The sequence below is a fragment of the Arthrobacter sp. TMN-50 genome, from assembly GCF_054511125.1.
Genome location: NZ_JBTNDG010000001.1, coordinates 481,635 through 502,600 on the forward strand (window position 1 = coordinate 481,635; position 20,966 = coordinate 502,600).

At 63.4% G+C, this 20,966-nt stretch carries 20 protein-coding genes and 2 tRNA genes; 11 read left to right on the top strand and 11 right to left on the bottom strand.

Annotated elements, in window-relative coordinates:
* The first annotated feature begins 94 nt into the window (after window positions 1-94).
* The 6 genes from mshD to asd all read left to right on the top strand — a co-directional run bounded on the left by mshD (window position 95) and on the right by asd (window position 7,177).
* Complete coding sequence (gene mshD / locus ACX80A_RS02335; protein WP_459258063.1) at window positions 95-1,138, top strand: mycothiol synthase; 1,044 nt, start codon at window positions 95-97, stop codon at window positions 1,136-1,138.
* A gap of 74 nt (window positions 1,139-1,212) precedes the next feature.
* Window positions 1,213-3,435: an RNA degradosome polyphosphate kinase gene (locus tag ACX80A_RS02340; RefSeq protein ID WP_459258064.1), complete on the top strand. Its 2,223-nt coding sequence runs from the start codon at window positions 1,213-1,215 to the stop codon at window positions 3,433-3,435.
* Window positions 3,435-4,400 (top strand): NUDIX hydrolase, encoded by a 966-nt coding sequence (locus ACX80A_RS02345; RefSeq protein WP_459258065.1) that lies wholly within the window; start codon window positions 3,435-3,437, stop codon window positions 4,398-4,400. Before ACX80A_RS02340 ends, ACX80A_RS02345 begins: the two co-directional genes overlap by 1 nt.
* A 232-nt stretch (window positions 4,401-4,632) precedes the next feature.
* Window positions 4,633-5,394, top strand: a complete 762-nt coding sequence (locus ACX80A_RS02350; protein WP_459258345.1) for a thymidylate synthase — start codon at window positions 4,633-4,635, stop codon at window positions 5,392-5,394.
* Window positions 5,391-5,954, top strand: a complete 564-nt coding sequence (locus ACX80A_RS02355) for a dihydrofolate reductase (RefSeq protein WP_459258066.1) — start codon at window positions 5,391-5,393, stop codon at window positions 5,952-5,954. Before ACX80A_RS02350 ends, ACX80A_RS02355 begins: the two co-directional genes overlap by 4 nt.
* A gap of 68 nt (window positions 5,955-6,022) precedes the next feature.
* Complete coding sequence (asd, locus tag ACX80A_RS02360) at window positions 6,023-7,177, top strand: aspartate-semialdehyde dehydrogenase (RefSeq protein ID WP_459258067.1); 1,155 nt, start codon at window positions 6,023-6,025, stop codon at window positions 7,175-7,177.
* 28 nt (window positions 7,178-7,205) lie between these two features.
* Here the strand turns inward: asd and ACX80A_RS02365 are convergent, their stop codons facing one another.
* The 5 genes from ACX80A_RS02365 to ACX80A_RS02385 are packed head-to-tail and all read right to left on the bottom strand — an operon-like array spanning window position 7,206 to window position 10,241.
* A complete protein-coding gene (locus tag ACX80A_RS02365; RefSeq protein WP_459258068.1) occupies window positions 7,206-8,279 on the bottom strand; it encodes a UDP-N-acetylmuramate dehydrogenase in 1,074 nt (357 codons plus the stop codon).
* Window positions 8,276-8,713: a MaoC family dehydratase gene (locus ACX80A_RS02370; RefSeq protein ID WP_459258069.1), complete on the bottom strand. Its 438-nt coding sequence runs from the start codon at window positions 8,711-8,713 to the stop codon at window positions 8,276-8,278. The genes ACX80A_RS02365 and ACX80A_RS02370 overlap by 4 nt, the downstream gene beginning before the upstream one ends.
* Window positions 8,713-9,162: an FAS1-like dehydratase domain-containing protein gene (locus tag ACX80A_RS02375; protein ID WP_459258070.1), complete on the bottom strand. Its 450-nt coding sequence runs from the start codon at window positions 9,160-9,162 to the stop codon at window positions 8,713-8,715. Before ACX80A_RS02375 ends, ACX80A_RS02370 begins: the two co-directional genes overlap by 1 nt.
* 52 nt (window positions 9,163-9,214) lie before the next feature.
* Window positions 9,215-9,454, bottom strand: coding sequence for a hypothetical protein (locus tag ACX80A_RS02380; protein WP_459258071.1), 240 nt, complete (start codon window positions 9,452-9,454; stop codon window positions 9,215-9,217).
* A gap of 4 nt (window positions 9,455-9,458) precedes the next feature.
* Window positions 9,459-10,241 carry a FadR/GntR family transcriptional regulator gene (locus ACX80A_RS02385; RefSeq protein ID WP_459258072.1) on the bottom strand — a complete coding sequence of 261 codons (783 nt, stop codon included), beginning with the start codon at window positions 10,239-10,241 and terminating at the stop codon, window positions 9,459-9,461.
* A 158-nt stretch (window positions 10,242-10,399) separates the two neighbouring features.
* Between ACX80A_RS02385 and eat the strand changes: the two genes are divergently transcribed.
* From eat to ACX80A_RS02410, 5 genes are all read left to right on the top strand, one after another.
* On the top strand, window positions 10,400-11,827 hold the full coding sequence (eat, locus tag ACX80A_RS02390) for an ethanolamine permease (protein WP_459258073.1): 1,428 nt from the start codon (window positions 10,400-10,402) through the stop codon (window positions 11,825-11,827).
* A 62-nt stretch (window positions 11,828-11,889) separates the two neighbouring features.
* Complete coding sequence (locus ACX80A_RS02395) at window positions 11,890-13,266, top strand: glutamine synthetase family protein (RefSeq protein ID WP_459258074.1); 1,377 nt, start codon at window positions 11,890-11,892, stop codon at window positions 13,264-13,266.
* Window positions 13,247-14,008 carry a gamma-glutamyl-gamma-aminobutyrate hydrolase family protein gene (locus ACX80A_RS02400; protein WP_459258075.1) on the top strand — a complete coding sequence of 254 codons (762 nt, stop codon included), beginning with the start codon at window positions 13,247-13,249 and terminating at the stop codon, window positions 14,006-14,008. Before ACX80A_RS02395 ends, ACX80A_RS02400 begins: the two co-directional genes overlap by 20 nt.
* Window positions 13,989-15,389, top strand: coding sequence for an aldehyde dehydrogenase family protein (locus tag ACX80A_RS02405; protein ID WP_459258076.1), 1,401 nt, complete (start codon window positions 13,989-13,991; stop codon window positions 15,387-15,389). Before ACX80A_RS02400 ends, ACX80A_RS02405 begins: the two co-directional genes overlap by 20 nt.
* The gene (locus tag ACX80A_RS02410; RefSeq protein WP_459258077.1) at window positions 15,386-16,168 is read left to right on the top strand and encodes a 3-oxoacyl-ACP reductase; all 783 of its coding nucleotides are present in this window, start codon (window positions 15,386-15,388) and stop codon (window positions 16,166-16,168) included. Before ACX80A_RS02405 ends, ACX80A_RS02410 begins: the two co-directional genes overlap by 4 nt.
* Before the next feature lie 7 nt (window positions 16,169-16,175).
* On the opposite strand, the gene ACX80A_RS02415 is transcribed toward ACX80A_RS02410, so the two are convergent.
* The 6 genes from ACX80A_RS02415 to ACX80A_RS02440 all read right to left on the bottom strand — a co-directional run bounded on the left by ACX80A_RS02415 (window position 16,176) and on the right by ACX80A_RS02440 (window position 20,957).
* The gene (locus ACX80A_RS02415) at window positions 16,176-16,742 is read right to left on the bottom strand and encodes a type 1 glutamine amidotransferase domain-containing protein (RefSeq protein WP_459258078.1); all 567 of its coding nucleotides are present in this window, start codon (window positions 16,740-16,742) and stop codon (window positions 16,176-16,178) included.
* A 253-nt stretch (window positions 16,743-16,995) separates the two neighbouring features.
* Window positions 16,996-17,069 (bottom strand) — tRNA-Met (locus ACX80A_RS02420).
* Window positions 17,070-17,127: 58 nt separating this feature from the next.
* Window positions 17,128-17,199, bottom strand: a tRNA-Thr gene (locus ACX80A_RS02425).
* A 129-nt stretch (window positions 17,200-17,328) separates the two neighbouring features.
* Window positions 17,329-19,263 (bottom strand): DEAD/DEAH box helicase, encoded by a 1,935-nt coding sequence (locus tag ACX80A_RS02430; RefSeq protein WP_459258079.1) that lies wholly within the window; start codon window positions 19,261-19,263, stop codon window positions 17,329-17,331.
* Window positions 19,264-19,617: 354 nt separating this feature from the next.
* The gene (locus tag ACX80A_RS02435) at window positions 19,618-20,265 is read right to left on the bottom strand and encodes an MOSC domain-containing protein (protein ID WP_459258080.1); all 648 of its coding nucleotides are present in this window, start codon (window positions 20,263-20,265) and stop codon (window positions 19,618-19,620) included.
* A 20-nt stretch (window positions 20,266-20,285) separates the two neighbouring features.
* Window positions 20,286-20,957, bottom strand: a complete 672-nt coding sequence (locus ACX80A_RS02440; RefSeq protein ID WP_459258081.1) for a response regulator — start codon at window positions 20,955-20,957, stop codon at window positions 20,286-20,288.
* Window positions 20,958-20,966 lie beyond the last annotated feature (9 nt).

Here is a 20,966-nt window from a genome sequence, read left to right on the forward strand (position 1 = left end):
ATCCCCCGTGAACGATCACTTACGTTACCCCACCGGCGGCGCCACGCCAAAATTGGCCCCCGCGCTGGCCGCCCATGGGCGTTAGGCTGACTGCATGACCACAGCTCACGTCCCGACCTGGCCTATCCTTCACGCCGCTGGCGCCCCCGAGCCCCGATTCCTGCAGGACATCCTCGGACTCGCCGCAGCTGCCGCGGAAGCCGACGGTAATCCGCCGTTGTCCGAACAGACTCTGGTCAACCTCAAGACCGCGGGCGCCCACCCCGGGTCCCTCCTGGTCTTCGCTACCTACGCGATCGACGACGATTCGCCAGCGGCAACCAAGGGAGACCCCGCTGGCGCCTCGAACGACGCCGAGGAATTGGCTGGGGTGGCCGTGGTCAGCCTGCCCCGCGAAGGAACTGATGATGACGCCGGAGTAATTGAACTGGTGGTGCGGCCCACGTACCGCAGCCAGGGTGTGGGGAGCGCACTGGCCGATGCCGTCAAGGCGCACGGTTTGCCCGCGCTACGCGCCTGGTCCCACGGCAATCATGCGGCGGCCGTCAGCCTGGCAACAAAGAACGGCTTCGTTCCCGTCCGGGAACTGTGGCGGATGCGCCAGAGCCGTGCAGCGCTGGAAGCGTCGGTACTAGCCCCGACCGCTGACGCAATCACTCTTCCCGACGGCGTCATCCTGCGTGCGTTCCAGCCTGGCGTCGACGAGCAGGCCTGGCTTACCGCCAACCGGGCTGCCTTTGCCCATCATGCCGAGCAGGGCGCAACCACTCTGGAGGACCTCCAGGCGAGGATGGCCGAGGACTGGTTCGATCCGACCGGGTTCCTACTGGCGGTGCGGGAAGCCGACGGGCAGTTGCTCGGCTTCCACTGGACCAAGGTGCATCCACGGTCCGGTGACCACCCCGCCCTCGGGGAGGTCTACGTCGTCGGGGTCACCCCTGAGGCGCAGGGACTGGGGTTGGGTAAAGCCCTCACCATCGCTGGGATTGAGCACCTCCATTCGCTGGGACTGCAGGCGATCATGCTCTATGTTGATGCCGACAACATTGCCGCCGTGGCGCTCTACCGCAAGCTGGGCTTCACCCGCTGGGACGTTGACGTCATGTATGCGCCACAGGTTGCCGGGGCAAGCTTGTAAGGTGGATCCTGATGCCGTCAAACCCCTCGCGAGAGGGGCGGATACCGGCAACCCACCCGCTGTCAGGAGACACCATGGAATCCGAAACCGCAGCACGCGTTCCGGCACGGTATGGCTCGTCCGAGGTTGCACCCGCGCGTGCCACCCAGGACCGCATCGACATCCCGGAGTTCGCTCCCAGCCTGCTTCCGGAGGGCGCCATCACACCTGACCGGTTTCTGGACCGGGAATCAAGCTGGCTCGACTTCAATGCCAGGGTCCTTGAGCTCGCCGAGGATCCCGACCTGTACCTGTTGGAGCGCGTCAGCTTCCTCTCCATCTTTGCGTCTAACCTGGACGAGTTCTTCATGGTGCGCGTCGCCGGGCTGAAACGTCGGATCGCCACCGGGCTGGCTGTCCCCTCGGCTGCGGGGCTGAGCCCCATCGAGCAACTCGAGCAGATCATGGCCGACGGCTATAAACTACAGCAGCGCCACGCAGCAGTTTTCGCCGAGAACATCCGGCCCGCGCTGGCCGCTGAGAACATTCACCTGACCACCTGGGACGAACTCGACGAGGCCGCCCGCGCTGACCTTAACAAGCTCTTCGCGGAGAAGGTCTTTCCCATCCTGACGCCGCTCGCTGTGGATCCAGCCCACCCCTTCCCCTACATTTCGGGGCTGTCGCTGAACCTCGCCGTTGTCGTCCGCAATCCGGTCAGCGAAAAGGAACTCTTCGCCCGCGTCAAGGTTCCCGACCAGCTGCCCCGCCTGATCTCGGTGGACGGCCCGCGCGCCGGCAACGTCGCTGGGCGCATGGCGCGGTTCATCCCGCTGGAAGATGTCATTGCCGTCCACCTCGACCAGCTGTTCCCGGGCATGGAGGTGCTTGAACATCACACCTTCCGGGTGACCCGCAACGAAGATCTGGAGGTGGAAGAGGACGACGCAGAGAACCTCCTGCAGGCTCTCGAGAAGGAGTTGCTGCGCCGCCGCTTCGGGCCGCCGGTCCGGCTGGAAGTCACCACCGACATCAACCCGAGCATCCGCGCACTGCTGTCCCGCGAACTCGGGGTGGAGGAGGACGAGGTCTATGGTCTCCCAGCACCGCTGGACCTTCGCGGGCTCAGCGTAATCGGCCGGATCGACCGCGGTGAACTTCGCTACCCGAAGCACGTCCCTCACACGAACAGGGACCTCAAGGAGAGCGAGACGTCGAAGGCGGCGAACGTGTTCGCGGCCATGCGGCGTCGGGACATTCTGCTGCACCACCCGTATGACTCGTTCTCCACCTCGGTGCAGGCATTCCTGGAGCAAGCCGCGAATGATCCCAAGGTGCAGGCAATCAAGCAGACCCTGTATCGCACGTCGGGTGATTCGCCGATCGTGGATGCGCTGATCGACGCCGCCGAGTCCGGCAAGCAGGTTTTGGCCCTCGTGGAGATCAAGGCGCGCTTCGACGAGCAAGCAAACATTTCCTGGGCCCGGAAACTGGAGCAGGCGGGCGTGCACGTGGTGTACGGAATCGTGGGGTTGAAGACGCATTGCAAGCTCTCCCTCGTGGTCCGGCAGGAGATCGACGGGCTCCGTCGGTACTGCCACATTGGCACCGGTAACTATCACCCGCGCACGGCCCGCTACTACGAAGATTTCGGGTTGCTGACCGCCAGCGAGCAGGTGGGCCAGGATCTTTCCCGGCTGTTCAACCAGCTCTCGGGGTATGCCCCGAAGTCCACGTTCAAGCGCCTGCTGGTGGCCCCGAGGTCGGTGCGCTCCGGACTGATTGACCGGATTGAGCGCGAGATTGCCAACCAGAAGGCTGGTCTGGCGGCCCGGGTGGTGGTGAAGGTCAATTCGATCGTCGACGAGGCCATCATCGACGCCCTGTACCGTGCCTCACAGGCCGGTGTTACGGTCGATGTGATCGTCAGGGGGATCTGCTCGGTGCGCCCCGGCGTTCCGGGCCTCAGCGACAACATCACCGTCCGGTCCGTGCTGGGCCGGTTCCTCGAGCACTCGCGGGTGTTCGCGTTCGCCAACGGCGGCGACCCCGCCGTCTTCATCGGGTCAGCCGACATGATGCACCGGAACCTTGACCGCCGGGTGGAGGCACTGGTGCAGCTCAGCGCACCTGAGGACATCAGCTATCTCATGTCCCTGATCGACCGGTACATGGACGAAGGCACAGCGAGCTGGCATCTCGATAAGGACGGAAGCTGGACCCGGCACCACAAGGATGCCGACGGTACTCCGCTGGGCGATGTCCAGAGCTGGCTGCTGGCATCCCGTGCCCGCAACCGGTCAGCGGTCCGCCACTGATGGAGCCAATCGATGAGGCGGCGACCTTCCCGGCCCAGGATGCGGCGCCGTCGGTCCTCGCTGCGGGAGCTATCTGCTGGCGGAAGGAGCAGGGGCAGCTTGAGGTTCTTTTGATTCACCGACCGCGCTATTCGGACTGGTCCTGGCCCAAGGGCAAGATCGACCCCGGCGAGACCACCCCCGAGTGTGCTGTCCGGGAGGTCGAGGAAGAGGTTGGACTCCGGATTTCGCTGGGCATTCCTCTGGCGTCCACCCTCTACCCCGTTGCCTCGGGGCCGAAACTGGTCCACTATTGGGCGGCACGCACCGAGCGCATGGTGGTCCGTCCGGACGGCAAGGAGGTGGACAAGTTCCTGTGGGTCTCGCCTTTCCGCGCAGCTGAACTGTTGACAAACCCCACCGACCAGGAGCCCCTTGAGTCGCTGGTGGCGGCACACGAAGCCGAGCAACTGGAAACCTGGCCGCTGATCGTGGTCCGCCACGCCAAGGCGAAGCCTCGCTCATCCTGGACCCGTGCAGAGGGGGATCGCCCCCTGGCCGCAACCGGTCGACGCCAGGCCGCAGCCGTGAGTCGACTTCTCGAAGCCTGGGGTCCTGTGTGGGTAGTAAGCAGCCCCTGGGAGCGGTGCGTGCAGACCATCGCTCCGTATCTCAAGTTCAAGGACATCAAGCTCAAACTCGCTGATTCCATCACCGAGCGGAACGCTGCCCGCAAGCCGGACAAGGCCAGTTCGACTGTCGAGAAATTGTTCGACAAACGCCGACCCGTTGCGCTGTGCACCCACCGCCCGGTGCTCCCGCTCGTCTTCGGTGTGCTTCGCCGTCATCTGCCGGAGTCGCTCGCCGCCGCACTGCCGGTCGACGACCCGTACCTGGCTCCCGGCGAGGTGTTGATCTCCCATGTGAGCAGCAAAACCCCCGGGCGGATTGTCGCCTTGGAGCAGTTCAGGGCCTACGACGACTAGCACCTCCTCCGCACGCCGTCGTTCCCTGCCAAACGCCCCGAAACCGACCAACGCACCAGATATATCTAGCGCGCTTGCCGATTTCTGCTGCGCTGTCCGGGTCTGGCGCGCCTGCTGCGCTGGGTAGTGGGTTTTCGGGCACAGAGTGGCGCCTGAGAGCCCAACCATTAGAGTGGAATGCGTGAGTTCACAACCCATCCCCACACCGTACGAAGATCTGCTGCGCGATGTGATGGCCAACGGCTCGGTCAAGACCGACCGCACCGGCACCGGAACCCGCAGTGTTTTCGGGAGACAGTTGCGCTTCGACCTCGCTGATTCCTTCCCGCTGGTCACCACCAAACGCGTCCACTTCAAATCCGTTGCGCTGGAGCTGCTCTGGTTCCTCCGCGGCGATTCCAACGTCTCGTGGCTGCAGGAACGCGGCGTCAAGATCTGGAACGAATGGGCCGACGACGACGGCGAGCTCGGCCCCGTCTACGGCGTCCAGTGGCGGTCGTGGCCGACCCCCGATGGCGGTCACATCGACCAGATCGAGCAGGTCGTCGAGGCATTGAAGGTCACCCCCGACTCCCGCCGCCACCTGGTCTCGGCCTGGAACGTGTCGGAGCTGCACGACATGGCCCTTCCTCCATGCCATGCGTTTTTCCAGTTCTACGTCGCAGACGGCAAGCTCTCCTGCCAGCTGTACCAGCGCTCCGCCGACACTTTCCTCGGCGTCCCGTTCAACATCGCCTCCTACGCGCTGCTGACACTGATGGTCGCCCAGCAGGTGGGGCTCGCACCCGGCGAACTGATCTGGACCGGCGGCGACGTCCACATCTACGACAACCATGTCGAGCAGGTGAAAGAACAACTGACCCGGCAGCCGTATCCCAACCCACGGCTGCTGATCAACCGAAAACCAGAGACCATCTTCGACTACACGCTGGAGGACTTTGACGTGGTGAACTACCAGCACCATCCCACCATCAAGGCACCGATCGCCGTATGAGTTCAACCAACCGGGGCATCATCGACGCCATTGGACGGGAACCGTTCATCGGCATGATCTGGGCCCAGACGGAGAACGGGGTCATCGGGAAAGACGGCGGCATGCCATGGCGCCTCCCCGAAGACATGGAACACTTCAAGCGGACCACCTCCGGTCACCCGGTCATCATGGGTCGGCACACCTGGCAGTCGTTTCCCGCCAAGTATCGTCCCCTCCCGGATCGGACCAACATTGTGGTGAGTCGTCACGCGTTGGAGGCTGGCGACCTGGCGGGCGCCGTCGTCGTCGGCTCTCTGGAGGAGGCATTTGAGGAGGCCCGGCGCAGTCCCGGCGCTGAACAGATCTGGGTGATCGGCGGCGGACAGATCTATGAGGCCGCCCTGCCGGTGGCTCAGGCCGCGGTCGTCACCGTGATCGAGTCCACCACCAAGGGTGATACGTTCGCTCCCACGCTGGGTCCGGACTGGCAGCTCGACGGCGTGACCCCGCAACAGGGCTGGCTCTCCGGCGCCAACGGCACGCGCTACCGGATCAACCTGTGGACCCGCGGCCGGGACTAGCTGGATACGTCCGGGAAGCTGTTCGTAACCTATCGGGCCTCCCGGACGTGCTGACCTAGACTTGCAGCATGACTTCTGCAGTGAATAGTTTCTCAATTGCGCCCAGCGTTGGTTTCGTCGGCTGGCGCGGCATGGTCGGCTCGGTCCTGATGCAGCGCATGCAGGACGAGGGAGATTTCGACCTGATCAACCCCGTGTTCTTCTCCACCTCGAATGCCGGCGGCTCGGCACCGGGGTTCGCTGAGGGCGCGCCCGCACTCCAGGACGCGTACGACGTCGACGCGCTGGCCAAGCTGTCCACTATCGTCACCACCCAGGGCGGGGACTACACCGCTGAGGTCTACCCGAAGCTGCGCGACAGCGGCTGGACTGGGCTGTGGATTGACGCGGCGTCAACGCTGCGGATGGAGAGCAGCTCCATCATCGTGCTGGACCCGGTGAACCGGGATGTCATTGACGCCGGACTTTCGCGGGGGGTTCGTGACTTCATCGGCGGGAACTGCACTGTGTCCTGCATGTTGATGGGTCTTGGCGGCCTGTTCCGCAACGGCCTGGTCGAGTGGGGAACCTCGATGACGTATCAGGCGGCCTCCGGCGGGGGTGCCCGCCACATGCGCGAGCTGTTGAACCAGTTCGGCTCCATCCACGGTGCCGTGGCACCGAACCTGGACGATCCGGCGTCGGCCATCCTGGCCATCGATCAGGCGGTTCTCGCCCAACAACGCAATCCGGGCATGGACGCGTCACAGTTTGGTGTGCCATTGGCGGGTTCGGCCATCCCCTGGATCGACGCCGACCTGGGCAACGGGATGTCCAAGGAAGAGTGGAAAGCTGGCGCCGAGACCAACAAAATCCTGGGTACCGACGGTGTCGACGGCGCGAGGATCCCGTTCGATGGGCTGTGCGTCAGAATCGGGGCGATGCGCTCCCATTCGCAGGCGCTGACCCTGAAACTCACCGAAGACGTATCGCTGGCCGAGATCGAGCGGCTGATCGACGTCGACAACGAGTGGGCCACGGTCATCCCGAACACCAAGGAAGCCACGATGGCCAGGCTGACTCCTGTTGCCGCGACCGGCTCGCTGACCATCCCCGTGGGGCGACTTCGGAAACTGGAAATGGGTCCGCAGTACCTGAGCGCCTTCACCGTGGGAGATCAGCTGCTGTGGGGCGCCGCCGAACCATTGCGCAGGATGCTGCTGATCGCCACCGGCAACCTCTAGGCTCTGGTCGTTGAGTGGCTGCCGTCCTTTAGAGGCTGCAGCCGATCAGGAGCGGCTCGGGGTGCAGACGGATTCCGAACCGATCCTCGACGCCGTCGGCCACCAAAGCCGCTATCGCCAGGAGGTCTGCGGCCGAGGCACTCCCCCGGTTCGTGACGGCGAGAGTGTGCTTGGTCGACAAGGAGGCTCTCCCGCCAGCGGCCGCGAATCCGGCGTCCTCCGTCAGACCGAACCCCTTCCCGAAGCCTGCCTGGTCGATCAGCCACGCAGCTGAGAGCTTGATCTCTCCGTCCACGGCAGTGGGATACCGCGGAGCATCGTCGGGCAACGTCGCGGCGGTGGCGGCGTCGACAATCGGGTTGGTGAAGAAGGAGCCGGTACTGGAGGTGTCGCGGTCGTGAGGATCGAGCACCATTCCCTTGGCAGCGCGCAGCTTCAGGACGGCACGGCGGACGTCATTCGCGTAGGCCCTCTCCCCGATGGCTACGCCCACCTCCCGGGCCAGCTCGGAGTACCGCACCGGAGCGCTCATGCGACCCAGCGCCAGTTGGAACTCGACGGTCAGCACCACGTACCGCGGCGACCCGTTCGTGGTGGTGCGTTTCAGCAGTGAATCACGATAGCCGAACTTCAGCTCGAAATTGGTAAAGGACTTAACAGTATTGGTTTCGCGATCCCAGGTGCGCACCGTCGCAAGGGTCTGCGAGACATCAGAGCCGTACGCGCCAACGTTCTGCACCGGTGTCGCACCAGTAGACCCCGGAATGCCGGACAATGCCTCCAGCCCGGAAAAGGCGTGCAGCACCGTGTATTCGACAAGGGCATCCCACGATTGACCTGCCTCTGCCTTGACCATTACGCCACCGCACGTGGCGTCGTCGTCGTTCACCACGAATCCGGTCGAGGCCAGCCGCACCACCGTGCCGGCGAACCCGTCGTCGGCAATGATGAGGTTGGATCCGCCGGCGATGATCAGCAGGTGCTCGCCGGCAGCATCCGCTGACCGGATGGCGTCGATAATCTCCGCCTCGGTGCGCGCCTCAATGTACGTGCGGGCGGGGCCGCCGACGCCGGCCGTGGTGAGCTGTGCGAGCAGGGTCACCAGATGCGCACCACGGCCTGGGCCTTGACCAGCACCTTCTGCCCAACGGACGTCACGGTCAGGTCCACCCGGACCGTCGAATTATCCAGATCCACTGCACCGATTTTGCCGGCCACCTCAATGACCGCGCCGGGGGTACCGAGCGCCGTAGTGTCCTCTACGATGACGGGCTTAGTGAAGCGCGTCTGGTAGTCGACGACGGCGGCGGGGTCGCCAATCCAGTCGGTGACGAGCTGGACGGCGGCACCCATGGTGAACATGCCGTGGGCAATGACGCCCGGCAGCCCCACGCCCTGCGCAAAGTCCGAGTTCCAGTGAATCGGGTTGAAGTCACCCGAGGCCCCCGCGTACTTGACCAGGTCCTGACGCGTCGCCTCAACGGTGGCGGAACCGATCTCCTGGCCGACGCTCAGGTCTGCGATAGCGATGCCCATTACTGTTCCTCTCCGCGCACCAGCAGCGACGACGTGCTGGTGGCGGTCTTTTCGCCGTCGGTGGTTGAGATTTCGGCGCGGGTGGTGATCATTGCCCCGCCGCCCATTGCGCGGACGGTGTCCACATGGAGCTCGGCCACCAGCTCATCACCGGCCACGATGGCCCGGTGGTGAATGAATCGCTGGTCGGCGTGCACCACCCGGCTGAAGTCGATGCCGGCGTCGGGGTCGTCGATCAGCTGCGCGTCAGCCAGTTGCGCAACGATGATCGCGAAGGTGGGTGGAGCCACCAGGTCCCGGTGTCCGAGGTCCTGGGCGGCTTCCACGTCATAGTGCGCCGGATGGGTCGCCTTCACGGCGCGGGCGAACTCACGGATTTTTTCGCGGCCCACAAGGTACGCGGGGCCGGCAGGATAGCTGCGGCCCTGCAGCTCTGGATTGATGGTCATGGGACTCCTGACGGATGCGGTAGAAATTCGTTTCCAGCCTAGTGCAGGTGGGTTACTTCTTTTGGGTGCGGGCCTGGTGTCTCCGTTTGGCGTCCCGAGCGCGCACCACCAAGCCAGCCAGGTGCGTCACCAGCCCTGCCGCGAGCACCGGAATCCCCGTGAAGACTGTCACATTGCTGCCGGTAGCGGCGCCCAGGATGGCGATCAGGATTCCGGCCCCGGTCAGCACTAGCGCAGCGACGACCAGCCGTCGATACAGGTCGGATCCGGTGTCCCAGGGGGTGTTCAGCATGAGGTCAAGCGTACCGGGAATGGGTATCTGGCCCGGATTCGCTTGGAGGCTCCGTGGAGGAGCTTTGGAACGTGCCAAGAAATCCATGAAGCAGCGAGGCAGTTCCCTGCAAGTGATCCTCAGTGGCCTCGTACGCTTCCTCGTGGTTACCGCGCAGGATGGCATCGACGATTTTCTGGTGCTGCTGGTTGGAATGCTCAAGATTAGGCTCCAGCAGGGGTATGCAGTCCAAAAGATCACTGACCCTGGCGCGGGCATCAGCCACCGCAGCTGCCAGGCTCGGTGAGCCGGTTACTTCCGCGATGGCTACATGGAACCTTGCATCCTTGGGCCGGTAGGCATTAGCCGACGCCCCTGCCACCTCCGCCAGGGTATCGAGTAGGTGGCGACGCTGGGGAGGGGACAACCTCGCCCTGGCGGCCAGGGAAGCTGCGGCCGGTTCCAGGACACCTCGGAGGATCAGTACATCCTCCACCTCCGCAGGGCTGATGTTGGGATACGCCTCGGGTCCGGGAAGGCGGTTCTGTGCGATGTACGTGCCACCGTAACGGCCGCGTTTGACCTCGACGTATCCGGCTTTGTGGAGTTCGGCGAGGGCCTCCCGAAGGGTCGCGCGGGACACCCCCAGCAAATCGGCAAGCTCACGCTCGGCGGGGAGCTTGTCCCCAGCCGCAAGGATTCCTAGTTTGATGTTCTGCAGGAGTCGCTCGATCGTTTCCTCGAAGGCGTTCCCCTGCCTGACCGGCCGAAGGAACCGGGCAGCGCCCTCAAATGATTCGGCTTCCATCCCCCCATCCTATTCCGGTCTGGAACCAAACCAATCGTGATCGGAGCCTGACCGCACGGTACTAGACAACCATTGACGTACTCCGTGAAATAGCTCACACTGGGATCAACTTCATGGACTAATAAAAGACCATTAAGATCAGAGGAGAGGGAATCGGCATGCCATCAAGACAGCCAGACTCCGAAAAAGCATACCTTCAGCACCGCCAACTCAAACGTGGGGCCGCCGGGTGGGTGCTGCTAGCCGGCCTCGGGGTGGCGTACGTCATCTCGGGGGACTTCGCGGGATGGAATCTAGGCCTGGCACAAGGCGGCTGGGGCGGGCTCCTCATAGCGTTCGTGCTGATGGGGATCATGTATACCTGCATGGTTTTTGGTCTGGCCGAGCTGTCATCGACTTTGCCTGCCGCCGGCGCAGGTTACGGGTTCGCCCGCCGCGCACTGGGACCGCTGGGGGGATTCGCCACCGGAATGGCCGTACTCATCGAGTACGCGGTTGCCCCTGCGGCCATCGCGATCTTCATCGGTGGATACGTCGAGGCCCTCGGCCTTTTCGGTCTAACCAACTCCTGGCCCGTTTACCTGGTCACCTACGCAATCTTTGTGGGCATCCATCTCCGGGGTGTCGGTGAAGCACTCCGGCTGATCTTCGCGATCACAGCTATCGCCGTCGTTGCGTTGGTGGCCGCGGTGATTGGCCTGCTTCCACACGTCAGCGCAACGAATCTTTTCGACATTGTTCCGGACGGTTCGCCGGCATCCAGCGCATTCCTTCCCATGGGAATCAGTGGCATCGTTGGCGCCCTCGTCTATGGGATTTGGTTCTTTCTGGCGATCGAAGGTGTTCCACTGGCCGCCGAGGAGACGGCCGATCCGAAGAAGGACATGCCGCGGGGCATTATCGCCGCCATGCTGATCCTGGTGGTCTTCGGAGCCCTGATGCTGGTTCTGGTACCGGGTGCAGGCGGTTCAGAGGCCATGAGTACCTCCGATAACCCCCTTCCGGAGGCCCTTCGCCTGGTCTATGGCGAAAACTCCGTCCTCGCCGAATTCGTCAACTACGCGGGGCTTGCGGGCTTGGTGGCCAGCTTCTTCTCGATCATCTATGCATACTCCCGCCAGCTATTCGCCCTCTCCCGCGCCGGGTATCTCCCTCGGTGGCTGTCGCTGACAGGTAATCGGCGCACCCCCTACTGGGCACTTATCATTCCGGGCACTATCGGATTCATCCTGGCTGCCGCCACCGGTAACGGTGGACTCCTCATCAACATTGCAGTATTCGGCGCCACCGTGTCCTACGTTTTGCTCAACCTCTCCCACATTGTGTTGCGGAAGAAGGAACCGGATCTTCCCCGGGGCTACCGGACCCCCGGAGGGGTTGTGACCACCTCCATTGCGCTGGCACTTGCCGCCGTCGCCGTCGTGGCCACCTTTGTTGTCGATGTGCTTGCGGCATCGATCACAGCAGGAATCTTTGGTGCAGCCCTGCTGTACTACTGGTTCTACAGCCGTCACCACATTGTTGCTGGTGCTCCGGAGGAGGAGTTCGCCCGGCTGGCCGCTGCCGAGGCGGAACTGAAAAATTGAGGGCCGCTCTGTCCGGCGGCACCACACCCATTCATAAACCAAGTCAAAGTGACGGATAACAGATGACAGATCAGACACTTCCCACACAGGCGCAGCTCAGCATCGATGAGTTGAGGAACCAGGTGGCGGCCGGTGACATCGACACCGTGGTTGTTGCCATCACCGATTCACTGGGCCGGCTCCAGGGCAAGCGCTGCGGCGCCCGGTCCTTCCTTGAGGATGTCCTGGGCCACGGGGCGGAGGGCTGCAACTATTTACTCTCCGTTGACGTGGAAATGAACACCATAGACGGCTACGCGATGTCGTCCTGGGAGAACGGCTACGGGGACATGGTCATGCGCCCGGATATTTCCACGCTGCGCCTTGTCCCATGGTTGCCGGGCACAGCAATGATCCAATGCGACATCCTCTGGCCGGACGGCCGACCCGTAAGTCAATCCCCCCGGCAAATCCTCAGGGCCCAGATCGAACGGCTTGAAGCGATGGGCTACCGCGCCCATATCGGCACCGAGCTTGAGTTCATCATGTTCGATGACACCTATGAGGAAGCCTGGAAAGCCAACTACGAGGGCCTGACACCGTCCACCCGGTACAACATCGACTATTCACTCCTCGCCACGGCAAAGCTGGAACCAGTCATCCGCAGTATCCGCACGGGCATGGAAAAAGCTGGCCTGATCGTCGAGTCCTCCAAGGGCGAATGCAACTACGGCCAGCAGGAAATCACCTTCCGATATGCCCAGGCACTGACCGCCTGCGATAACCACGCGTTCTACAAAAACGGGGCCAAGGAAATCGCGGCCCAGCAGGGTAAGAGCATCACCTTCATGGCGAAGTACAACGAACGCGAAGGCAATTCCTGCCACATCCACTTCAGCCTCACTGACCTCGAGGGGAACCCCGTTCTGGCGGGCGACGGTGAACACGGGTTCAGCCCCATCATGGAGCATTTCATCGCGGGCCAGCTGGCCTCGCTTAAGGAAATGGCCTACTTTGTAGCCCCCAACATCAATTCCTACAAACGGTTCGTCGAGGGCAGCTTCGCGCCGACCGCGATTGCGTGGGGCCTGGACAACCGCAGCTGCGCGCTGCGGGTGGTCGGGCACGGAGCTGGCCTTCGGGTGGAAAACCGCGTAGGTGGCGGGGACGTCAACCCCTATCTCGCCGCCGCTGCACTCATTGCTGCGGCCATCCATGGCATCGAAAATGAACTCCCACTGGAAGCCGTCACCCAGGGCAGCGCCTACCAGTCGGAGGCAGACAGGATTCCCACAACTCTGCGCGACTCCCGCGATTTGCTGGCAGCCAGCGAGATCGCCCGGAAATCTTTCGGTGACGAGGTCGTTGACCACTATGTGCACGCCGCTGGCGTCGAGCTCAAAGCCTACGACAGCGCCGTCACGGATTGGGAGCGGAGGCGTGTCTTTGAACGTCTCTGACCCCTACCGCCCCCGCATCGGGTTGACCACTTATTATCAGGAGGCCGCGTGGGGGGTGTGGACGGCAACTGCCGCCCTTCTCCCGGGTACGTACGTGGAAGCGGTCGTGGCTGCGGGGGGAACCCCGGTGCTCCTGCCGCCCGTCGGCTCCGACCCCTCCATCGTCGATTTGCTTGATGGGCTGATCATCGCTGGCGGGACCGATGTTGGCCCTGAACACTACGGCGCGGAGCCGCATGCACTGACGCATGCGCAACCCTCCCGGGACAGCCATGACCTCGCCCTGACCCGCTCGGCAATGGCGGCAGGACTGCCCCTGTTCTCTATCTGCCGTGGTGCCCAGATCCTCAACGTCGCCCTGGGCGGCTCGCTCATCCAGCATGTTCCGGATGTGTTGCCGAACTCCCGATATCAACCCGCGCCCGGCGTCTTTGGACGTGTCGAGTTCACGACAACGCCCGGAACTATCAGCGCGGCCCTGTTGGGGCCGCGCGGCAGTGCTCCCTGCTATCACCATCAGGCTCTCGACCAGGTTGCTGCAGGACTCCGCGTCACCGCTACGGCGGCTGACGGGACCATCGAAGCCGTCGAGACCACGTCGGACGGGTGGGTCCTCGGGGTACAGTTCCATCCCGAGCAGGATCCCGGCGACCTCCGGCTGTTCGAGGGATTCGTCGAAGCCGCCCGCACCTACTCCAGAACACGAACGGAGGGAACCATCAATGTCGACCAGCACATTTGACGTAGTGAACCCAGCCACCGAAGAGATTATCGAAACCGTTTCCCTGGCCAGCCTGGAGGACACCGACCGGGCCATCGACAAGGCGGCCCGGGCCTTCGAGACCTGGCGACACGTCGCCCCGGCTGACCGCGGCATGCTACTGCGCCGTTTTGCCGCGGCGGTGGACACCGATCTGGAAAACCTTGCCCAGCTGGAAGTCCGGAACGCAGGACACACCATCGGCAATGCCCGGTGGGAGGCAGGAAACGTTCGGGATGTGCTGAACTACTACTCCGCTGCCCCGGAACGCCACCTTGGCCAACAGATCCCAGTGGCCGGCGGAATCAACATCACCTTTCACGAACCTCTTGGGGTCGTGGGAGTGATCGTCCCCTGGAATTTTCCGATGCCCATCGCAGCCTGGGGTTTTGCTCCCGCACTGGCCGCCGGCAACACAGTGGTCCTGAAGCCCGCCGAGGTGACACCGCTGACCGCGCTACGGATCGGACGGCTCGCCGAGGAGGCGGGCCTTCCAGAGGGAGTCCTGCAGATCATCCCGGGGAAGGGTTCGGTGGTCGGCGAGCGATTCGTCACCCACCCGTCCGTGCGGAAGGTGGTGTTTACCGGCTCGACCGCAGTGGGCAAACGGATCATGGCTGGCTGTGCCGAACAGGTCAAACCCGTCACTCTGGAACTCGGGGGCAAGAGCGCCAACATCATCTTCGGCGACGCCGATCTGGAGGAAGCAGCCGCAGCCGCGCCCGGGGCTGCCTTCGATAACGCTGGCCAGGACTGCTGTGCCCGTTCCAGGATTCTCGTTCAAGACACCGTGTACGAGAGGTTCCTCGAACTTCTGGAACCGGTGGTGAAATCCTTGAAGGTCGGGGATCCCCGCGACGAAGACTCTTTCATGGGGCCGCTGATCTCCGCCGCACAGCACCAGACGGTCTCCGGTTTTGTGCCTTCCGGCGCCGCCATCGCCTTCCAGGGGACTGCGCCGGACGGTGAGGGGTTCTGGTTTCCCCCAACGGTGCTGACCCCTTCCCGGGAGGACAGGGTAATGCGCGAGGAGATTTTCGGACCGATCGTCGCCGTCGTTCCTTTCTCTGATGAATCCGATGCCCTCCGCCTTGCCAACGATTCGATCTACGGCCTTTCGGGCTCCATCTGGACCCGGGACATTGGCCGCGCGCTGCGGATGGCGCGCGGCCTGGATTCCGGGAACCTCTCAGTGAACTCCCATTCCTCTGTCCGTTACTCCACGCCCTTCGGGGGTTTCAAACAGTCAGGACTGGGCCGCGAACTCGGCCCCGATGCCCTGGACGCCTTCACCGAGACCAAGAACGTCTTCATTGCCACCCACCCCGTGACTCCAACATCAGCTATAGGGAGCCAGAAATGACCCAGCAGATCATCTCCAACCGCCTCGAGGGCCGCAGCGCCGTGATCACCGGCGGCGCCAGCGGCATCGGTTTGGCGACCGCCCGCAGGTTCGCCGCCGAAGGAGCGCATGTTGTCATCGCGGACGTCGACCCGACCGCGGGCCAGCGTGCCGCTGAAGAGGTCGGCGGCCTCTTCGTCAAAGTCGATGTGACCAGCGAGGAGGAGGTCAAAAACCTCTACGCGGTCACGAACCAAACCTACGGACGGGTCGACGTCTCCTTCAACAACGCCGGCATCTCCCCTGCCGCCGACGGTTCAATTCTGGATACCGGCATCGATGCCTGGCGCAAAGTACAGGAGGTAAATCTCACGTCGGTATTTTACTGCTGCAAGTACGCCATCCCCTACATGCAGGCCCAGGGCAAGGGCTCTATCATCAACACGGCGTCGTTTGTCGCCGTCATGGGTGCCGCAACCTCCCAAATTTCCTATAGCGCATCCAAAGGAGGTGTCCTCGCCATGAGCCGGGAGCTCGGCGTCGAGTTTGCACGCCAGGGGATTCGAGTCAATGCACTGTGCCCCGGCCCGGTCAATACGCCCCTGCTGAAGGAACTTTTCGCCAAGGACCCCGAGAAAGCCGCCCGGCGCCTGATCCATGTTCCGCTGGGTCGCTTCGCTGAACCTGAAGAACTTGCCGCTGCCGTAGCGTTCCTGGCCAGCGACGATTCATCCTTCATGACCGCATCTACTTTCCTGGTAGATGGGGGCATTTCCGGCGCGTACGTGACACCCGAGTGAGCTGCGCTTAGGCTGTCTGACCCGCGTGCTCGCCCTCGGCGATCTCCTCGATCATCTTGTCGTTGAAGGCCGGAAGGTCGTCAGGGGTGCGGCTGGTGACGAAGCCCTGGTCGGTGACCACTTCGTCGTCGCTCCAGTTGGCCCCGGCATTACGGAGGTCGGTCTGCAGCGTGTGATACGAGGTGAGGTCGCGGCCGCTGACCACACCCGCCTCGATGAGCAGCCAAGGTGCGTGGCAGATCGCCGCGACCGGCTTGTGCTGGGCGAAGAATGCGCGGGCAAACTCCTGGGCATCCTTGTCCACGCGGAGATGGTCGGCATTGATGACGCCGCCGGGCAGTACCAGCGCGTGGAAATCGTCAGCGTTGGCATCAGCTACCGCGACGTCGATGGTGAAGGTGTCGCCCTTGTCCGTGCCGTTGAAGCCCTGCACGGAGCCGGAGCCCGGCGCGACCAGCACTGGCTCGCCACCAGCCTGCTTGACTGCGTCCCAGGGGCTGGTGAGTTCAATCTGCTCCACCCCGTCAGTGAGTAGGAACGCTACCTTTTTACCGGAAATGTTGTGGGGGGACATGCTTCCTCCTGTGTTCAGAACGTCGATGTCTTACACCCCAACCCTATGGACAAGCAGGGGTAGTAAGCAAACTGTCTAACTCCTACAGGTCGTCGGCCGCCGCGACTTCGAGCGGAGGGCCAATACAACTACCCGGAATGTAGAGCCGGGGAACATTGCTCCCGACAGCACTATCCCAGGAGCCACCGCTGAGCCGAGTACTTGGGCAAAAGAAAGCAGGTCAGCGGCTCTCAGCCTCTGACCTGCTTGTTTGTAGCGGTGCCGGGACTCGATCCCGGGACCTCACGATTATGAGTCGTGCGCTCTAACCAGCTGAGCTACACCGCCACAAATGAGTGTGCCCGCAGCCGGACCATTTGGCCTGCTTGCGGGACTCCCACTTGAGAGCCCCCCACCGGAATCGATCCGGTGACCTCGTTCTTACCAAGAACGCGCTCTACCACTGAGCTAGGGGGGCAACAGCAGAAAACTTTACCAGCTTCTGCGACCTACACGAAATCAGGTTTCGGCCATTCGGGCCGGTCCCTGATTTCACCGTCAGATCCCCGGAAAACCGGGGATCTGACGAAATCAATCAGCTCCTAAATTACCACTTGTCGCGACGCTGGGTGGTGCCCGCGCCCGCGCCCTTACCGTGACGTTCCTTACGGTCTGCGCCACCGCTGCCAGCGCTGTGACCGGAGGAGCGGAAGCCGCCGTCGTGCCCGCGGTCCTTGTTGAACCCGCCGCCCTCGCCCTCGCGCTTTTTGAACGGCTTCTTGAAGCCGTCGCGGTCACCGGTTGGCTTACGGCCCTTGTCCAGTTCGAGGTGGATCAGCTCGCCGCCGATACGCGTCTTGGACAGGGCACGCCACTGGTCCTTGGACAGGTCGGCGGGCAGTTCAACCAGGGTGTGGTCGGCGCGGATGTCGATGCCGCCGATCTGCGCTGAGGACAAGCCACCCTCGTTGGCAATGGCGCCGACGATGGAGCCGGGCATGACCCGCTGGCGACGTCCGACAGCGATGCGGTACGTGGCGTTACCCTCGGTGAGGCTGCGGGTAGGCCCACGTGAGCCGAAGCCATCCTTGCGCCCTGCTGCGCGTTCCTTCTGCCCTGCCGGTGCAACCGGGATGTCCTTCACCAGGATCGGGTTGCCACCCTGCGCCATGACGGCGAGGGCTGCAGCGATCTCGGTGGCTGGCACGTTGTGCTCGGTCTCGTAGCTGGAGATCAGGTCGCGGAAGATTGACACGTCCTCGGTGGCGATCGTCTCGGTGATCCGGTCAGCGAACTTGTTCAGCCGTAACGCGTTGACGGCGTCGGAGGACGGCAGGTGCATCTGCTCAACAGGCTGGCGGGTTGCCTTCTCGATCGAGCGCAGCAGGTACTTCTCCCGCGGCGTGATGAAGAGGATCGCATCGCCTGAACGGCCCGCACGACCGGTGCGGCCGATTCGGTGCACGTAGGACTCGGTGTCGTGAGGGATGTCGTAGTTGACGACGAGTGAGATGCGCTCGACGTCGAGCCCGCGGGCCGCGACGTCGGTAGCCACGAGGATGTCGAACTTACCGTCGCGTAGGCCTTCGATGGTCCGCTCGCGCTGCTGCTGGGGGATATCACCGTTGATTGCTGCAGCCTGGAAGCCCCGTGAACGCAACTTGTCCGCCAGGTCTTCGGTCGCCATCTTGGTACGCACAAACGCGATGATGCCGTCGAAGTCTTCGACCTCGAGGATGCGCGTCAGGGCATCCAGCTTGTGCGGGCCCATGACCTGAAGGAAGCGTTGGCGCGTGTTGGTGCCGGTCGAGGTTTTGCCCTTGACCGTGATTTCGGCTGGGTTGTTCAGGTACTTTGACGCAATACGGCGAATGGCGCTGGGCATCGTTGCCGAGAACAGCGCCACCTGCTTGTCATCAGGGGTACCCGAAAGGATCTGCTCGACGTCGTCGGCAAAGCCCATCCGGAGCATCTCGTCGGCCTCATCCAGCACCAGGTACTGAAGGTTGGACAGGTCGAGTGAGCCCTTGGAGATGTGGTCGATGACGCGACCCGGGGTCCCCACCACTACCTGTGCGCCACGGCGCAGGCCGGCCAGCTGTGGGCCGTAAGGCGCTCCACCGTAGACGGGCAGGACCGTGAAGTTGTCGATGTGCTTGGCGTAGGAAGCGAATGCCTCAGCAACCTGCAACGCCAGTTCGCGGGTTGGTGCGAGCACCAGGATCTGCGTGAACTTGCTGGGACCGTTCAGGTCAGCGAGCTCGGCCATCCGGGACAGCGCGGGGATAGCGAACGCTGCGGTCTTGCCGGTACCCGTCTGTGCCAGCCCGACGACGTCGCGCCCTTCAAGCAGCACCGGAATGGTGGCGGACTGGATGGGGGAAGGCTTTTCGTAGCCAACATCGCTCAGGGCTGCGAGGACGCGTCCGTCGAGGCCGAAGTCGGTGAACTTGATGTCGTCAGCTTCCGGAGCTTCAGCGTTCTGGGGGGCGTCCACTGCGTCGGGAGCTACAGCGTGTTCTTGTGTCTGGTTTTCAGGCATGAGGGATTGACCTTCAGGTAGATGCCGGACAGCTGGAACAAGGGATGATTCCAGCTGATGTACTAAGAAATCCGGCACTGTTTCAATCCCGCGGCAGGACTTCGCGTCATAACTGGCGGCCGCTATCTCAGCGGTCTGTATGACGTTTTCTTCTAGCCGGCGCTCCCTGATGAATCTGCCCGCATGCTTACTCTGCGAGCCCCAACACAACCTATCCAGCCCAGCAAAATGGGCGGAATTTTAAGGGAATACCGGTGTGGGGGATGATCCAAGTGTACTGCATGGCCGCGCCCGCCCACAGCCGGAACGACGGCCGCGACGCGTGAGCCTGCCCACACTCCCCCGGGTGGTGGTTTACTGAGCCCTTCTCAACACCGCGGCCACTACCTCGTGGATCTCGGGGCTCAGCCTCACGCCTTCCGCTTCGGCTGCTAGGAGCCGCCGGGCGTCGTCGGCGTTGAGCCCTGCGAATACCTGGTTTCCGGTGATGCCGTGCTCTGGGCGCGTCACCACGGCAACGCTGTCGCCTGCCTGGATCGACCCTTTCGTGATAACCCGTAGGTAGGTTCCCACCCGGTTCTCCCCAGCGAACCGCTTCACCCATCGCGGTTCTTTCAGGAAACGAGCGAAATTGACGCAGGGGGTGCGCGGCGCCGTCACTTCGAGGACGACGCCGTCGCCCACCTGCCAGCGTTCACCAATGACCGCGCGGCTGGCGTCAATGCCGTCCACCCTGAGGTTCTCCCCGAACATGCCGGGGGTCATCACTCGACCCAGCTGAGCGTCCCAGAAGTCGGCGTCCTGCTGGGAGTAGGCATAAATGGCCTTGGATTCCCCGCCGTGGTGTTTGCGGCTCGCCTGCACATCACCGGTGAGGCCGAGCTTGTGCACGTTGACGGGCCCATCGACGGCACGCTTGTCGATGGCTGTGACGCCGGTGGAATCCGTCGTGGGAAGCAGCGCGTGGACGCGACACACAGCGAGCAGGGAACCTGTTGTCATAACGTCCATCCTAAAGAGCTTCAGGGTTCAAACCGGTACCCCATCCCGCTTTCGGTGATGAAGTAGCGGGGTCTGCCGGGGTCCGGTTCCAGTTTCTTGCGCAACTGGTTGAGATAGACCCTCAAATACTGCAGTTCTTTGGCGTAGGCCGGCCCCCACACCTCCAGCAGCAGTTGTCGCCCGGAGATCAGCCGACCCGGAGTGGCCACCAGCAGGTCGACAATCTTCCACTCGGTGGGAGTCAGCCGTACCTCGGCGTCGCCGCGTAGGGCCGTCCGGGCACCGGTGTCGAGGATGAAGTCGGGGGTTCGGACGATCGGCGAGGCCGGGACGACGGCGCGACGGCTGGCCGCGCGGAGCCGTGCCAGTAGTTCGTCGAGGCCGAACGGCTTGGTGACGTAGTCGTCCGCCCCCGCATCGAGGGCGTCGACCACATCATCCGATCCATGCCGTGCGGACAACACGATGATGGGGGTCTGGGTCCATTCCCGCAGGGCAGCGATCACGTCCATTCCGTCAATGTCCGGCAATCCAAGGTCATGCACCACGATGTCGGGGCGGTGCTCCGCTGCTGCGGCGAGCGCCGAAGCCCCGTCGACCGCGGTGATCGGGCGGTAGCCGTGGGCCCGCAGGTTGATCTGAAGGGCGCGGAGGATCAGCGGTTCGTCGTCGACAATGAGCACCGTGGTCATGGGATCACG